General features: G+C 62.6%; 12 protein-coding genes. 5 read left to right on the top strand and 7 right to left on the bottom strand.

The window, feature by feature from the left end:
* Positions 1-177: 177 nt before the first annotated feature.
* Together E3Z34_RS06875 and E3Z34_RS06870 are read left to right on the top strand one after the other, a co-directional pair.
* Positions 178-2,385, top strand: a complete 2,208-nt coding sequence (locus E3Z34_RS06875; RefSeq protein WP_158288626.1) for an McrB family protein — start codon at positions 178-180, stop codon at positions 2,383-2,385.
* Positions 2,373-3,494 carry a 5-methylcytosine restriction system specificity protein McrC gene (locus tag E3Z34_RS06870; RefSeq protein ID WP_134773010.1) on the top strand — a complete coding sequence of 374 codons (1,122 nt, stop codon included), beginning with the start codon at positions 2,373-2,375 and terminating at the stop codon, positions 3,492-3,494. Before E3Z34_RS06875 ends, E3Z34_RS06870 begins: the two co-directional genes overlap by 13 nt.
* Before the next feature lie 90 nt (positions 3,495-3,584).
* On the opposite strand, the gene E3Z34_RS06865 is transcribed toward E3Z34_RS06870, so the two are convergent.
* The 5 genes from E3Z34_RS06865 to E3Z34_RS06845 all read right to left on the bottom strand — a co-directional run bounded on the left by E3Z34_RS06865 (position 3,585) and on the right by E3Z34_RS06845 (position 10,922).
* Positions 3,585-4,814, bottom strand: a complete 1,230-nt coding sequence (locus E3Z34_RS06865; protein ID WP_134773009.1) for a hypothetical protein — start codon at positions 4,812-4,814, stop codon at positions 3,585-3,587.
* Positions 4,815-5,385: 571 nt separating this feature from the next.
* Positions 5,386-6,165, bottom strand: coding sequence for a hypothetical protein (locus tag E3Z34_RS06860; RefSeq protein ID WP_134773008.1), 780 nt, complete (start codon positions 6,163-6,165; stop codon positions 5,386-5,388).
* A gap of 48 nt (positions 6,166-6,213) precedes the next feature.
* A complete protein-coding gene (locus tag E3Z34_RS06855; RefSeq protein WP_238695395.1) occupies positions 6,214-7,467 on the bottom strand; it encodes an McrC family protein in 1,254 nt (417 codons plus the stop codon).
* Between the two features lie 11 nt (positions 7,468-7,478).
* The gene (locus E3Z34_RS06850; protein ID WP_202977041.1) at positions 7,479-9,737 is read right to left on the bottom strand and encodes an AAA family ATPase; all 2,259 of its coding nucleotides are present in this window, start codon (positions 9,735-9,737) and stop codon (positions 7,479-7,481) included.
* Between the two features lie 19 nt (positions 9,738-9,756).
* Positions 9,757-10,922 (bottom strand): IS3 family transposase gene (locus tag E3Z34_RS06845; protein ID WP_134773007.1). Its coding sequence is split into 2 segments (ribosomal slippage): positions 9,757-10,635 and positions 10,638-10,922, totalling 1,164 coding nucleotides; the frame shifts between segments, so codons are not numbered across the junction.
* Positions 10,923-11,086: 164 nt separating this feature from the next.
* On the opposite strand from E3Z34_RS06845, the gene E3Z34_RS06840 reads away from it, so the two are divergent.
* From E3Z34_RS06840 to E3Z34_RS20160, 3 genes are all read left to right on the top strand, one after another.
* Positions 11,087-12,160, top strand: coding sequence for a hypothetical protein (locus tag E3Z34_RS06840; RefSeq protein WP_134773006.1), 1,074 nt, complete (start codon positions 11,087-11,089; stop codon positions 12,158-12,160).
* Positions 12,161-12,609: 449 nt separating this feature from the next.
* Positions 12,610-13,089, top strand: coding sequence for a restriction endonuclease (locus tag E3Z34_RS06835; protein WP_134773005.1), 480 nt, complete (start codon positions 12,610-12,612; stop codon positions 13,087-13,089).
* Positions 13,086-13,574, top strand: coding sequence for a 4Fe-4S binding protein (locus E3Z34_RS20160; RefSeq protein WP_134773004.1), 489 nt, complete (start codon positions 13,086-13,088; stop codon positions 13,572-13,574). Before E3Z34_RS06835 ends, E3Z34_RS20160 begins: the two co-directional genes overlap by 4 nt.
* Before the next feature lie 554 nt (positions 13,575-14,128).
* Here E3Z34_RS20160 and E3Z34_RS06825 read toward each other — a convergent pair.
* Together E3Z34_RS06825 and E3Z34_RS20155 are read right to left on the bottom strand one after the other, a co-directional pair.
* Positions 14,129-14,905, bottom strand: a complete 777-nt coding sequence (locus tag E3Z34_RS06825) for a DNA-methyltransferase (protein ID WP_158288624.1) — start codon at positions 14,903-14,905, stop codon at positions 14,129-14,131.
* Positions 14,906-15,287: 382 nt separating this feature from the next.
* A complete protein-coding gene (locus E3Z34_RS20155) occupies positions 15,288-15,758 on the bottom strand; it encodes a DNA methyltransferase (RefSeq protein WP_134773002.1) in 471 nt (156 codons plus the stop codon).
* Between the last annotated feature and the right edge of the window lie 251 nt (positions 15,759-16,009).

The raw sequence follows: 16,009 nt of genomic DNA, 5'->3' as shown, positions 1-16,009 counted from the left end.
ACGATCGCAGTCCTGGCGGAAGGTGCGTGCAGCAAAGCCATCGCCCTGTGGGTCCGCGGCTCCAGCTGCCTCGGCTCTAAGAATCGCCCGCGTCTCTGGCGAGCGCGGCCATCGGCATCGCTGGAGACCGGGAGCTTCGGGGTACGGAAGTCGTGAGCTCTCGCTAGCATGCCTGTCATGCCAGAGGCCGACGTTGACCCCGATGCACCCAACCCCCCGTCAACCGTGCGACAAACTTGGCTGGTAGGTGCGGTCCTGGGAGGCGAAGACCAGACAGACCGCTTCGTTGACGAAGGCGTATGGGAGATGACCGCGCCGTCCAAGTCCGACATAGTCAACATGGCCGCGATGCAGCCCGGTGATCGGATCGCTATTAAGGCAACCTTCACGCAGAAGCACAGCCTACCCTTCGAGGCCAACGGACACGTCGTCTCAGTCATGCGCATCAAGGCTAGAGGCGTGATCAGCCGCGTCACCCCCGAGCGATTACTCGTTGACTGGGAGAAGTTGCACCCAGCGAGAGACTGGTATTTCTACACTCACCGTTACACCATTTGGCGCCTCCCTGAGCGAGAGTATGGCCGCGCGCTGGTCCAATTCATTTTTGATGACCGGCCGCAAGACCTCGACCGCTTCCTGCAAGATCCTTTCTGGGCCAAGCGATACGGGACACCCCCAGCAGAAGTCATCCCTGACACAAGCGACTTCGAATGGATAACATTTTTCGAAGCATTTGCAGACGGACTTCTGGATTGGCGAGGACGCCGAGAAGAGTTGATGCAGGTGGTCCACGATGTAAGGTCGAAGCACGGCTTGAGTCCGTGGCAGGACAAATTCGCCGACGGCACATCAGGTCCGTTGCTGGACATCGACCCTTTCACCGCAACGAGCATCTTTAATCTCGGCCCGACTCCGCCGAGCAAGCGTCGGGCGATCGCTCAGGACATGGCCGAGCGTCTGGGTTTAGATCTCATCGCCCCCAGCCACTTCACAGGTGTGCCAATCACTGACCCCCGAAGAGCATGGCTGTTCGGCTGGGCCCAGGATAGAGGCGACATCATTGACAAGCTGTGGGCAGTCTTTTCGGCCGCACTTTCCTGGGCGGACGAGCCACCCGACCACGAAAGGCGCAACGCTTTCGAAACAGCACTGCGCACGGCCTTGGCCGACAACAGCTGGATCCTCTTGACCGGGCTTTTCAGAGCACGGCCACAGTTCTTCTTGCCCATGGACGGCAATACGCGAAAGTATCTACCCGGAATCATCGATGTGCCAGCCCCGCCGTCCCCCAAGAGTCCGGACGCAGTTGACTGGTATCTCGACGCGCTCGGAGCCGTTCAGGCCTATTTGGCATCACCCGGAGCTGCAGTGCGTAGCATCGCTGAGTTGTCCGATCTCGCGTGGCAATACGCCAGCCAAACAGGTGACGAGACCCCCGACGACGACCCCCCTAGCCCCACACCATCAGAACAGACCGACGTAGAACGGTACGACCTTGACTACCTCATGGCGGAGGGCTGCTTCTTCCCCCGGAGCGAAGTTGAGGACATGCTGCGCGTGTTGCAGCGCACCAAGAACATCATTCTGCAGGGGGCACCAGGCACCGGGAAGACATGGCTCGCGAAAAGACTGGCATGGGTATTGGCGGGCTCCAAAACCACCGACGATGTAAAAGTGGTTCAGTTCCACCCGAACACTGCATATGAAGATTTCGTCCGCGGCTACCGTCCGGTCACCTCGAGCGACGGGACCGCTGGCCTTAAACTCGTCGACGGGCCGTTTCTTCGTCTGAGCGATCGTGCGCACGCACACCCTGACCGGCCATGTACTGTTGTCATTGAGGAGATAAACCGAGGTACACCAGCCCGTGCTCTCGGTGAGATGCTCACGCTCTTGGAGTCGTCCAAACGCACTCCCGACGAGGCGATCCATCTGACGTACGAGAAGCTTGGCATGGAGGAGAAAGGTGTCTGGCTCCCTCCAAACCTCTTCACCGTGGGAACCATGAATATCGCTGACAGATCACTGGCCTTGGTGGACCTCGCCCTACGTCGTCGTTTCGCCTTCTTCACCCTGACCCCGCAGTTTCGGGAACCTTGGAAGACTTGGATGGGCAAACACGGAGCAAGCCGTGAATTCACGGAGACGCTTGCCGATGCGGTGACAACCCTTAATCAGGAGATCAGTGACGACCCCACCCTGGGGCCCTCTTTCGTACTAGGCCACAGCTTCTTCACGCCCCAGGAGCCGCTTACTAGCGAGGCGCGGTGGTTCGAGGAACAGGTCGAGACATCAGTGCGTCCGCTCCTCAGGGAGTACTGGTTCAACGACAGCGCCCGCGCCGACGAACTGACACAGGCTCTCCTGACAAAATGGCCGCGATGACAGCGGAAAAGATCGGCGTCACTGTGGGCGAAGGGCGCACCACGATACCAGTTCGAAACCTGTGGCTCCTGTACCTTTGGTGCACCTCTTTTTACGCTCACTTGCCCTCACCCGAGAGAGTCTCCGCCGAGCAGAACGTCGATCACCTCCAGGCTCTGGCTGCGAAGGTTCTGTGCGAGGAGGTAGAAACCCGCCTGCAGAGGGCGGTGACGCTACAGCACGTCGAGCGGCACGAGGCAGTCGGCGCCGTACGCGGACGCATCGATCATCTCACCACGTCCCGGGGAGGACACCTGCAGCGAGGACGGGTGATCTGTCGTTTTGAAGACCTCTCCCCCGACACCCCTCGCAATCGTTACGTCCTGGCCGCCCTGGACATCGCAGGTCGGCACTTGCGTCGCGACCGCCCCGGCCTCGCGAATCAATGTTCAACCGCCGCGACCCGCCTTGAGCGTCTGGGCGTCCGTACCGGTCCCCCAGACCCAGCAACTCCGCGCACGGAGGTCTTCGGTCACTTCGACGGCCAGGACCGCCTCATGGTCTCGGCCGCTCAGCTTGTCATTGATTGGGCGCTCCCCTCTCACTCGCTGGGCGGTCTCCCGGTTCGACGGCTCGACTACTCCGAACGGGGACTTCGCGACCTTTACGAACGGGCCTTACGCAACTTCTACAGACGAAATCTGCCGTCCTGCCGGGTGGGGGCACGTCGGCTTTCGTGGCCCATCGCGCGTGAGGAGGGTGACCCGCGGATGTACTTCCCAAGCATGAGAACCGACATTAGTATCGACCGACCGGATGGTTCGCAATTGATCATCGACACAAAGTTCACCAGCGCTCTAGAGGAGTCGCATCGAGGGAGTCGTCAGAGCTTCAAATCGGCTCACCTCTACCAGCTCTACGCGTACATCCGTACACAGGACGGGGGCAGCGGTGGGGTCCGTTCTGTCGAGGGGCTGCTGCTGTATCCCCGAACGAGCGGTACGTCGGACATCGATGTCACCGCGATCATTCAACGGCACAGAATGCGCGTCGCAACCGTGGACCTAGCTGCGCCAGCTGATGCCATTCGAAGTCGTCTCCTGAATCTGGTGGCCGCCGCGCAGCACTAGTGTCGGCTCGTGATCTTGTCCCGGCGCCCACCACACCGGGGCGCGCCTGCTGCGGCGTAGCGGATGGCGTGGGGCGCCACCACGGCAGCGCTACTCGACGCTGCCACGCCTCTCCTCGATCTTCCGCGCGCGGCGCAGGACCTTCTCGTCACGACGCTGCGCCAATGCCTGACCCGCAGCACGCGCCCGAGCCGCTGCACCGGATCCTCCAGCAACCACGGCTGAAGACGCCTCACCAGCGAGTTCGCGCGCAGCACGTGCCCACCGGGTCTCGTCGACGACACCCAGCACTCCCAGTTCCAGGTTTGCGTGCTCGGCAAAGGAAGACATACCCACGCTGAGGCCGTTAGCGTGGCGAGCCACCTTCGGCGCCGCGATCGGGTTCGCGACCTTCGCGGCATTGGACAGAGCAGCAGCTGAGATGACGGCGCCAGACACCGCCTGCAGGCCGTGGGTGATCCGCCGGACGCGGTCGGCACGGGCGACCGCGATCCCCTGCCGGTGGGTCTCGAGCTGCATGACGTCCTCCGCCGCCACGCGCGCGAGCTCGAGCACGTAGTAGCGGTCCTGCAGGGCGATGGCGCGTGCCAGCACGCCGAGCCAGAACTCGGCGTCCTCCTGAGCCTGGGCGAGAGCCTTCGCGGACTTGTCCGCGTCACCCGCGGCGGACTGCACGTTCTTCGCCACCTCGTGCAGCTGCTCGACCGCTTCCCACTGCATCCGCTGGAGAGTGAAGGCCAGACCCTCCACCTTCGACCACGTCACGCCGGAGACCACCCCCGTGTGGGAGTAGATGGCCGCCGCCTCGTCGATGGCCAGCGTGACACCACCGATCTCACCGAGCGTCTCCGTCTTGCGCTGCCTAAGGAGCTGGTCAAGCTTCCGGTCGATCGTCTCGAGGTATGCAGTGATGTCGTCGAGCGCCGCCTCCAGCGCGTACTGCGTCGCCATCGCCCCGAGCACGGCCGGAGCCGCTGGGGTGAGAACGGCGCCACGCCCCAGGTTCTCGAAATTGAGGTGTTTGAGGATCTGACCCTTGTCTCCGCGGAGCACGCCTGAGGTCAGCTTGTCGACCCCACCGACCGCCCTGGCGTCCTTGGCGGAGTCGGCCGTCAACTTGACCCACCGTCCGCCCTGTTCCATGAGCTTGCTGGCGCCGCCCCCGGCTTGCCCACCCAGCCGGGCAAGGTCCTTCCGAGATATCGGCCTGGCCGGCACGGCAGCCTCGGCGTCAAACATCGCTAGGGCGCTCTCGCTGCCGAAGAGGAGCAACCCATCCCCCGCGTCGAACACTGCGATGTCCTGCCCCGCTCCCGTCATGGGGGGATCGTAGACGGACCCAGTGCTCATCCGCCCACCGCGCCCCTCGAAGCGGATCAGGTGCCCGCACGTTGGAGCGATACCCCTGCACCAGTTCCGGGAACCAGCCGCCCGTCGCCCCCGGGCAAGCCCCCCATCGAACTGAGTAGGGTTCCAGGCGGCCCCCCCATGTGCGCCCACTAAGCCTAGCCCGAGGGGCCGACCCTCTAGATCCAAGGGCATTGCGCTGAGGTTACCAAGTCGGGGGCTGTACGACGAGATTATCGATCTCGGCGATCGCGGGTTCATTCCCCGTCACCCAACGGCGACTTCGGCGCCGGCGCCGGCATAAAAAGTCTCCTGCACAGCAGCAGTGTTCGAGGGCTGTCGAATGTGGAGAGCAGATCGACTGGTGCGTGCCTCGCCCACTTGTGTCCTGAGGCAAAGCAGGTGGCATGAACTCGCTGTGTTCTGACCAAGTCTGACGATGACACTTGAGTGGCCCTCAGCGAGACCTGCAAAGAAGCTTTGACAGGTCGAATGTCGCAGGTCAGCGCGGCGCAGCCGCCGATGTTCCACCGCTACTGCATCACTACTCGCCGAATACCTCCATTTCGTTGACGGCGCGGATCTCGAGACCGAGCGAACTTGCCACGCGGTCCAAGAACTTGGTGGAGGTTACGAACCATTCGGCACCGCCTCTGCGTGACCGGCTCCCTGGGTGGTCGGCATCTCGAAGCCAAGCATGGAACTGCGCCTCGACGTTGGCAGACTCTTCTGCTGGGTAGATGCGAAGGAGGATCGGATCTTCCGGAAGAGCTGTGAGCCTGCCTTGGGACGATACGCGGTAGTACGCATCACGTCCAGAATGGCCGACCTTGAGGAGGGTTCGACCACTGTCGGGATCAAATGGGTGCTTGAGATAGTGAGGCAGGCTGTATACGTAGATCCCTGGGGTGAGAGCGGCCTCTGCCTCTTTCGACGCCTGAACAGCCCGCGCATCCTCCGCCTCCTGCGCCTCGCGATCATCGGCGATGGCCGCCAACACCCTTTCTTGCTCAGCCAGATCGGCGGCAAGTCTCGGGCTGAGCGGCTTCTTCTTGAGCCACGACCGAATCCGAGCAGCGGATTGACGGGCCCCGCTGGGCGACGTCGCAATCCGCCCGTCCCGGAGGGCCAACAGAACGCCCTCGTAGTTCGAGACCCACCCAGAGGTCTCCAGCCCCTCGCGCGCAGCCATTTCCTCTCGACTTAGGCCTTCCTGGGTGTACTTCCAATACCGGCCCAGGACCGTCTCGTCTGCAGCTAGGTGTTGCTCCACCTCGGCTCTGCGATCGTAGATCGGGTCACCCGGTGTTTGATGTTCTTCCATCTCACCCTCCTGCTCGCTTGTTGTGCCTGGTCAGCGCAGTATGAAGCTCTACCCGCGGACCACCAGAGATGTGCTGGCTCGTGCTGGACGACGCCACATGCTTAAAGGCATGGGGAACGCCTCCACGCTCAACCTGGCCAAGTCTGCAACCTGCTCCAGGACAACCCTAGGTCGCGCGGACAGGTCAAGCGGATACTCCACGACCGTGATGCCCGTATGACGCACCCGCCGCGGCGCAGGGGAGGCCACCCCTTGCGCGTAGACCAACCACGCGACCGGCACCTCTAGCGCAGTGCAGTAGGCAAGCATCTGGTAGTGGTCGGCGTTCGGGTATTCCCCCTTGGGGCTCGCCGCCTTGTACTTCGCGTCGTAGACGACCTGTGGTCGCCCGTCACGGTCCAGATGAACGACGTCGACGTCCATCCGGATCGCGCCGTGCCGTCGCCCGGGGCCGGGCTCGTCGAGCCAGACGCGGTGCTGTGCCTCCGTCCGACCGGGAGTCTCGCGCAGCGCCTCAGTGAGCGCAGTCGTGACGAAGTCCTCGTAGACCTTGGCCATCGAGACGACGAAGGACGCCACAGGCACCTCCCCGGCCCCCGCCGCGCCGACACGTTGCGCAGCACGATCTCCGCGAGCCGCAGCGCCGGCTGATAGCGGACGTTCTGGCGGGTGGGGACCCACCGGGGCGTCCTCCCCGGCCCGCAGGAACGCCACCCCTTCCAGCCTGGCGTCGAGGTGCACGAGCCGTCGTCGCACCTCCGGGTCAACCCGCGGAACCGCGAGCATCCGTCGCAGGGCACCGCGGAGGATGCGGTTCTCGACCGTGTCGACGGTGAACTCGTCGTGAGTCACCTCGATGGGCAACAGCTGCCCCTGCCGGAGCGAGAGCTGGTCCCCGATCCGGATACGTCCACGCACCGTGCGCAGACTGTCGTCGGTCGTGCGATAGCCCTGCAGCACCCCATGAGTAAGCGCGCGCTCCGTCTGCCGGGCCAGAGATTCGGCCAGCGCGGGCCACAGGTCGTCATCGTGCACTCCCAGCACGTATTCCTCCCGGAAGCCGGGGTTCCTCGCGTAACCCAGGAGGAAGAGGAGATGGGCCACCCCGACCCTCCCTTTCGGGAGAACCTGGATCTGCTTGTCCCCGACGCGTGTCGCTCCCACGTTCCCCGCTGGCAGAAGCTTCCAGGACTGCCCGCCTTCCGGGCGCACCTCGACCAGCTTCGTCCCGGCGAGCGCGGCGGCCTCGGCGTGGGACAGGGAGCGCACGACGCCCTCTCGGCTTAGTTCGTCGAGCGTCACCGGCCAGTCGGTCATGGCTCCGGGACCACCGAGGGTGGCGGCTGCAGGTCCTCAGTCTCGACTGGCTCCGCATTCTGCGCAGGTGCGGCCCGAAGAGCGTCCAGCCCGAACCGCACGTGCACCCCGCTCCGGGTCAGCCGTCCGTAGTAGTGCTCCTCGAGGAGGGGCAGGATGTCGAACCGCCAGATACGGCGCAGTCCCTCCTCTGTCGCCGCGGCGGACCGCATGAGGTAGCTGGGCCCGATCTGCAGGTCCCGTTCGTCCTCTCCGATCTCGCTGTTCAGCGCGTTGAGGAGCTCGGCGCGGTCGGTGGAGAAGTTTCGGGCGCTCAGGTATGCCGTGAGCACACTCCGCACGGGCTCCTCTGCCGGGTGCATCTCGAGGAAGGCGAAGCGGCGTCGGATCGCCGCGTCCACCATCGCGATGGAGCGGTCGGCCGTGTTCATCGTGCCGATGATGAACAGGTTGCGAGGCAGGCGGAAGGGCCGGTCGCTGTACTGGGGACGGACGGCCTCGCCGCGGTACTCCAGGAGGAAGTAGAGCTCGCCGAATACCTTGGCCAGGTTGGCGCGGTTCATCTCGTCGATGATGAGGACGAACGGCTGCGACTGGTTCTCCGGCTGCTCGGCGAGCGACGCGAGCTCGCGCAGCGGACCGGGTGTCAGGTTGAAGACCGCCTGACCCTGGGCGGAGATACCCGGACGGTAGCCCTCGAAGAAGTCCTCATAACTGTAAGAGGGGTGGAACTGCACCAGGCGGGCACGGCTCGTGTCGTCCTGCCCGACGAGGAAGTCGGCCAGCTTCTTAGCGAGGTAGGTCTTGCCCGTCCCGGGCGGGCCGAAGAACACGATCTGCTGTCGGTCCTGCAGGACGTCGACGATCTCCTGCAGCGCCGGGACCGGCATGTGCAGGTCCGCGGCCAGCGCGTCGCTGACGGGGGGCAGTTCCGGGACACCGGCCTCCGCGACCGCTTCCTCGTCGACCTCTTCAGGACCCACGCTCTCCAGCAGAGGCAGCAGCTGGGGCAGCGAGTCGGTGACGTCGACCACGGTCCCCTGCTTGCCTCGCAACCCGCCCAAGCCCTCGAGCGGGAACCCTCGCTTGCTCCACTGCACGCCACGCTGCACCCGCCCCATCGGGTCGGGCCGGTAGACCGGCTCGTCCACGATCGTGCCGACGTAGACGGTGCCCTCGATCACCGTGACCACGACGTCCTCGTCACGCATCGAGGTCAGGAATGCGTGGTACTCCGAGGTCAGCTGCTTGCGCTGCGAGTAGTCGATGTGCTGGTAGCCCGCGTCCACCGCGGCCTGGACCGTCGCCTGGTCCGCACCCCCCGGCACCTTCCCAAGGTGCTCACCCTTGAGCGAGACATATCCGCCGGTGAGCCATCGCTGCACCAGAGGACGGTCCCCCGGGTGCGGCCGCACCAGCCACGCGCGACGCGCGACCTCGCTCGCGGGGTTCCACTCCTCGACGTAGGGCGAGGAGTACCACTCCGCGAACGCGCCGGTCTCCTGCTCGTGGATGTGGCGGATCTTGACCAGGTCCCGGGTGATGTCCAGCGGTTCTTTGCCGCTGGGCCCACCGATCCGGTGGGCGAAGGCGTCGCGGATCTTCCGGCGGTGGATGCTGCTCACGACTGGGTAGTGGTGCCCGGGCCAGGCCAGGTAGTTCAGCGCGGGCTCCATCGACACGGTCGCCCCCGGTGAGACCCGGCTGGTCACCTCGGCGAAGTGGATCGGGTCCGCCAGGGCCGCAGACCGCCGGCTGGGGTCGAGGTCGAGCCACTCCTGCACGAACTCGGTCAGCCACTCCACGTGGCGCGCGATCTGCGCGTGCCACCCCTGACCCCCGGCGAAGGCGCCACCCGCGTTCAGAGGCTCACGCAGAGCGGGAGGCAGGACTGGCTTTCCGGGCAGGAGGTCGAGCACGGCTTGGACACGGGCCGCCTTCGTCGCAGGCTTGAGGTCGAACAGCGCGACGCACTGCAGGTAGACCAATTCGGCAGCCAGAAGGATCGTTTCCGCCGGGGCGTCGCTGATCTGGACGGTCAGCTTGTCCATGAAGCCACCGGTGCCCGGGTCGTGCTGCAGTCGCTCATGCAGGTCCGCGGCCGCCTTGGACGTCCACGCCGTCGGGGCGCCGGTGAGCGGCGACGGTTCGCCCCTCAGGCCCGCCGAGAGCACGATCCAGGCAGCCGATTCGAGCTCGGGGGCCGAGCCCGCGCCTCGGTCGACCTGGATGTTCGTCGGTGGGGACTGCTGCACGGGTAGGTGACAGGGTGGGTCAGGCTGCGTGAGCGGCCGGTGTGGTCATGATGGTCTCGTACTCGATGGGGGTCAACCGGCCCAGGGCCTCCTGCCGGCGGCGGCGGTGGTAGGTGCGCTCGATCCAGGTGACGATGGCGATGCGCAGTTCCTGGCGGGTGGTCCAGGTGCGGCGGTCCAGGACGTTCTTCTGGAGCAGGGCGAAGAAGGACTCCATGGCGGCGTTGTCACCGGCCGCACCGACCTTGCCCATGGAGCCGACCATGCCGTGACGGTGCAGGGCGCGGACGTGCTTCCGGCTGCGAAATTGGGACCCTTGATCGGTGTGCAGGATGCAGCCGGCGACGTCACCGCGGCGGGCGACGGCACTGCTCAGGGCGTCGACGGCCAGGCGTGACTTCATCCGGTCGCTGATCGAGTAGCCCACGATCCGGTTGGAGAAGACGTCCTTGATCGCGCACAGGTAGAGCTTGCCCTGGCCCGTGCGGTGCTCGGTGATGTCGGCCAGCCACAGCTGGTTCGGTGCTTGCGCGGTGAAGTCGCGCTCGACCAGGTCGTCGTGCACCGGAGGCCCGGGCTTCTTGCCGTTCTTGCCGCGCTTCTTGCCGAACGCGGACCACCAGCCGTTCTGTGAGCACAGGCGCCACGCGGTCCGCTCGCACATGTCCTGACCAACGTCGCGGGCCTCGTCGGCCAGGTACCGGTAGCCGAACTCGGGGTCGTCCTTGTGCGCGTCGAACAGGGCGTTGGCGCGGTAGGCGGCCGCCAGCTCGGCATCGGTGACCGGGTCCGCGAGCCACCGGTAGTAGGGCTGGCGAGCGATCTTGAGCACCCGGCACGTCACCGTGACGGGGATCCCGTCGCCGGCCAGCTCGCGGACGAGCGGGTACATCATTTTCCCGGCAGGTTCGCCTGGGACAGGTAGGCCGCGGCGCGTCGCAGGACCTCGTTCTCCTGCTCCAGCAACCGGATCCGCTTCTTGGCCTCGCGCAGCTCGGCGTTCTCGGCCGCGGTGGTCCCGGGCCGGGCGCCGTCAGCGACGTCGGCCGCGCGCATCCAGTTGCGCAGGCACGACTCGGCGATGCCGAAGTCGGCCGCGATCTGCTTAATCGTCTGTCCAGGCTCACGATTCCGAGCGACGTTCACGACGTCGTCACGGAACTCCTGGGGATAGGGCTTGGGCACGGTGCACATCCTTCCAGCGACGCCTCGCAGCGTCACAGATCAGATGTCACCTACCCGTGCAGCGGTCCCATGCGTGTCTGACTCGCCTGTGCGGCTGGTGCGCACTCGATACGACTAGTCTAGTGTGGCGGGCGAAGCAACCCGAGCGAGAGGACGGTGTGTGCGTGAGCAAGCTGCGCTTCCCGAATCCAGGTTCTGACATCGAGCGGATGACGCACGTGTTCGATCTCGTCACTCTCGCAGCCGAAGGTAGCGACCCCTTTGATCTAGATTTCATGACCGCCGTTACCACAAGTGAAGGTCAGGCGTCGTCTCAGGGGGCGCAGGGACAGATGGCCGTCGAACGCAGCCGACGGGACGACAGAAGCCGCGACCCTCTATATAACCAACTCAAGATGTACTCAGAAATCTACCGCATGCTGGGCTGGCTACGACCCCTCCCCGATAGTCGACTCACGTTCAGAACCAGCATCTTGGGCCTGACGATTTCTGATGCCTCCGGGGATGCTCATCACCGGTCCGGGCTGGTCCGTGAATCCTTGCTTGCGATTACGTTTCCGAACAAGACGACCCAGAACCACGGCGTTCGTAGCCAACGACCTTTCAAGTGGCTACTGCAACTCGCGGCAGAACTGGACGGCGTCATTACCCGACACGAGATAATCCTGGGACTCTTGGCCTACGTCGACGATCAAGCACCGGGGGCTTTAGCGCACGCCATCGAGCGCATCCGCGCTCTTCGCAAGGGGCCGTTCCGGTCACTCATTGACGCAGCAGCAGCCTTTGCAGCGGCAGAGGGGGTTCAACTGACCACTCTTGAGAATTATACGCGCTTTCCTGTCGGGGTCCTTACTTCGCCAATGCTGCGATGGGGGACCCCTGACTCCATCAGGGGGTTGTACTCCGATAGGCGCGGGGTCCGCGCCATCCGTCTATCCCAACTGGGCCTCGCTACTGCACATCATGCCGCACGCATGATTGATGTCAGGGAGTCCCATTTACGGTCGTTCACACGCAACGACCGCGCTGCGTTTGCATCCCTGACATATTATGTCATGCTGCAGCGCGCAGGCTACGAATACCCCAATCTTTCCACGGAACTCTCCCAATACCAGGATCTCTCGGCCAAGATCCTTGACGCAATGGGAACCCCCGATCCCCTCGACATCCTTTTCTCCCCATTTGTACAGGAGACCGATGCTGTCTTGGCCCTCGCCGAAGGAGCAGACAGTCCGTGAAACGCCCTCAAGCCCAGCTGCAACTGTGGCCCCCAGTGATCCTTCACGGGACGCGGCTGAGTCACCGAGGCGGAACGAACCTTCAGGGCTTCATGACTGATGGCGCCGGCCATTCCCACACCTCCGTCTGTCTCCGATGTCCAGATCAGCCGTGCCGAACAATCAACACGGCTGCCGTGGGCATGCCATCCGACCTTTGCCCCGTCGACGTCCTTCGACCTTCCAAGGAGGACGGGTCAATGGAGGTGGAGGATGGATGCATCGGGTGCGGCATCTGCACAGTGCGGTGCCCCGTTGGTGCTTTTGCATACACCGAGGCGGGAACGTACGTGGGCCAGCCAACCTCACAGTGTCAATGTGCCGAGGAGAGTACTCCTGAGTACTTCTCAAACTGGTTAACCGACGCCACTCGTGACACCTCGATCGACCCGGCGAGCCTGGAGCACCTCGTGGAGAGCGCCATGGGCGCCGCTGCTAGCCTCCGAGCGGCGCACTTCTATCCTCTCGTTGGCAGCCTGTTCAAGGCGATCGGAGTACCTGCCGTTGTTTCTAATCAGGGGGACACCAGTAACCGCATTGATCTCATCTTAACGCACCCCAGCGACCCAATACCTGTCGAGGTTAAGTCGCGCACGGAGGTCGAGGCGGTAAACGTCAAAGCCATTCAGCAAGCGCTTGAAAACAAGCTAGCCCTGGCTCGCATGTCGGGTCACACAACGCTGAGTGCCTCATCTAGCCTCGTCGTTGGTTTTGCTAATCCGCCTGCCAGATCGGGAATTCGAGAACTGTTGGACGACATCGAAAGTGCCTACGGCATTCGCATCGGAATTATTTCCCTACGACGTCTATACGAAATTTTGATTTCCGTAAACATCACAGGCCAAGCCTTTGACCGCGACATACTGACTTCACTGAAAGGCACCCTATGAGGCCAATCGGTCGGGCCGCGGCCTCAGGCGGCGTCCCACAAATTCCCTATTCACCAGCGACAAATCTGCGTAAGCATTTTGCACCACTTCAAATGCTTGACGGCTCAACGGCTCAATGCTGGCGTTGTGCGGACGCGCCCTGCACGTGGTTCACGCCTCAAGAAGTTGCGCGCCACATACCAGCACCCTTATCGCTAAATCCCGACAGATTAGTGTGTCCGACTGACGCGCTCTCTATCAAAGTTGGGGAGGCCCCCGTAATCGACCCCGACAGGTGCATCGGTTGTGGGCTGTGCGTCACCAGATGTCCCGTAGGTGCAATTCACCTAGACCCAGCAACTAGTGAAGCGCAGGTAGGTGCCGCTGCGGAAGGCTCCATGGTCCCCTTTAGAGAGTTTGAGTCGCGGAGACGCCGAGCTGCTGCGCTACTTAGCTACGAGCCTGCCCTTCACAGACGGCAACTTGGTGGTGCGTCAACTGCTTAGAACACTCGAACGCCGGGTTCTGCTCAACACGCGCTTGGGCTTCCGGCGCCTTGTGAGGAATGCTTTCCTGGTCACAGGCAGTGTCTGCACGAATGGGCAATATCGGTGACAACGCCGACTGGGCAGAGGTTGCGTAGTGAGTCACCACCCACCGTGAATACTGGAGATGGGCTTCTCGGCATGTCAGTCAGCTTGACCCAGCATTGTGTCCTTGGACGCCCACCGCCGCCTTCACGGGATTCGCTATCGCAGTGTCGCGACTTAAGATCGAGCGAAAACGCATTGTACCCATCATCGTGATGCCTCTCCAGCCAAACTTGCGGACCGATTACTACAGAATCCTTGCCGACGCCAAAAGGTACCTTGACGTGCGCATGCGGACAGTCCCCCTAGCCGCAGTATACTTGGGATTCGCGATGGCCATCGCCGTCTATTGAATGTAATCGACGATGGCGCATACGTCGATACCGACGAAGTCAGCAATGCGGAATGGCTCGAGGAAAGTTTTGGGGCAGCCCTCACTGCGGCCCACGGAGTTGCCCCCGCAAAATAGGCTAGAATAGGGCTTCATCTGACTTAATGCTTGAGATGCGGTCATTAGCGAGTTGCACGTACGCGGGATTGATTTCAGCCGCCCAAAACCGGCGCTGATGCATTAGCGCACTGACGCACTCTGTTCCGCTACCGCCGAAAGGAACAACTATAAGGTCGCCAGGCTCAGACCAATGCTTGACGATGCGGTTCGTTAAGCTTAGCGGCTTTTGGGTAGGATGATCCACTTTTTCGGCACGGAAGCGGCGTCCAGCCAGCACTGGAAAACGCCAAACGTCTCCAGCTAAGCGGCCATCTGGATGTGGGGTCCAGACTAATTCACCCTTGCGTATGGGATGCTTGAGACGTTCTGTGCTTTTGTATGGCTCCCGTATGGGGTCATAGTAGAAGGCCTCTGATTTCGAGAACCATAGGATGGGCTCGTAATGCGTCGCCAAGGTTTTTCTCGATCTACTCCATCCGTTCTCATAGTTCCAAACTATAAGCCTTCGGTAACGTAAACCAAGATCGTAAAGAAGGGTTTGGACGTAGCCGACATAGTGGTGTATTCCGTAAACGAAAATCGATCCGTCATCGGTCAGGATGCGCGCACATTCTCTAAGCCACGTCTCACACCACGGTAGCCAGTCATCCGACTTCATCCACTCGCGATCGATTCCGAACTTGGGACCGAGATTGTATGGCGGATCGGCAATAATAAGTCGTGCGGCGCCATCAGGTAACGTCTGAAGCAGTTCCACACTGTCGCCTTGATGCACCCCCACTTGAATGTCAGTCACGCGGCCTCCTTGCGCAGGATTACAATATTTTGGTGGTGCACGTTCGAGACGTAGGCGGCTGGGTAGCCGTATGGGAATACTCTTTTGTGGCGCTGATATAGAACGTTCATCGCTTTCAGCACGAAACCGCGGACTTCCATTTCTCGGGCAATATCTGCATGGAAGGGGTAATATCGCCCTCCGTGTCTGAAGTCGCCTACTATCAACGCGAGGTGCTTCTTCGCGCGGAGAGCGCCTGCACTTGTACTCAAAGTGTCCGCTAGTTCTGCTACAAATTCGTCATATTTGTCAATGTTCGCTAGGTCCCGCGAGTCGTCACCATAATTTACTGACAAGTCGTTTGCTATCCGCTCGGACTTCACCTTGTGATCGGGCTTCTTATTTAGGATTCCCCAGTATGGAGGGCTTGTACGATAAGGTCAACGGTGTTTGGCGCAAGTTGCGCGCCGACAATCCGCGCGTCGCCTTCATGGATGATTTGGCTTGACGGATCCAAGTTTTCCGGCAACTCTTCACCCAACCTTTTCCGTGCCAGCTCGGCGAATACTGGGTTGAGTTCGATTCCTATGCCCCGCCTACCGAGAAGGGCACACGCTTTCAGGGTCGAGCCCACTCCCACAAATGGGTCAAGGACAGTCATATTTCGCTTGGTCAACATTGCGATGACACGACCAACATCTTGGAACGAGAATGGGGCAGGTGCTGGCGCTCGATCTTTGCCTCGGGGTGGGCCGCCCGAGTCCAGTCCACGCTGTGTCCAGACACTGACGCTTTCGCTCAGCCACTCTTTGGCGGTCAGATCATTGAGTGTGTTTCGTGGGGAGACTCCAGGGGATGCTTCCGCCTTCGCCATCGGCTCCTCTATAGACACGCCTATCTCCTACCCTCGTTGATCGGTGCTGCCATGCCTACCACCTAGTCCTGACAGAGGGTCAGGCCGGGCTGGCCGGGGAAGGCCACAGGTTAGTTCACTCACACCGTGCTCCCCTACAGGGGACACGCCGCCCGCTGGACGGAGCCGGGGGATCGCTATCCTCGCCGCCGCGCAACGCTGGTGCTCTTCGGGCACCGACCCGCACTTCGCGCCCAACTTCTCGCAAGGTG

The organism is Ornithinimicrobium flavum, from assembly GCF_004526345.1.
Classification (GTDB): domain Bacteria; phylum Actinomycetota; class Actinomycetes; order Actinomycetales; family Dermatophilaceae; genus Ornithinicoccus; species Ornithinicoccus flavus.
The sequence above is the reverse complement of the archived record's forward strand: the minus strand, read 5'-3'. Positions and strand labels throughout refer to the sequence as shown.

What these genes read in the sequence shown, in the direction of transcription:
- E3Z34_RS06875 (WP_158288626.1), top strand. Translation starts at nt 178, where the DNA reads ATGCCAGAGGCCGACGTTGACCCCGATGCACCCAACCCCCCGTCAACC.
- E3Z34_RS06870 (WP_134773010.1), top strand. Translation starts at nt 2,373, where the DNA reads ATGGCCGCGATGACAGCGGAAAAGATCGGCGTCACTGTGGGCGAAGGG.
- E3Z34_RS06865 (WP_134773009.1), bottom strand. Translation starts at nt 4,814, where the DNA reads ATGACGGGAGCGGGGCAGGACATCGCAGTGTTCGACGCGGGGGATGGG.
- E3Z34_RS06860 (WP_134773008.1), bottom strand. Translation starts at nt 6,165, where the DNA reads ATGGAAGAACATCAAACACCGGGTGACCCGATCTACGATCGCAGAGCC.
- E3Z34_RS20160 (WP_134773004.1), top strand. Translation starts at nt 13,086, where the DNA reads ATGAGGCCAATCGGTCGGGCCGCGGCCTCAGGCGGCGTCCCACAAATT.
- E3Z34_RS20155 (WP_134773002.1), bottom strand. Translation starts at nt 15,758, where the DNA reads ATGGCGAAGGCGGAAGCATCCCCTGGAGTCTCCCCACGAAACACACTC.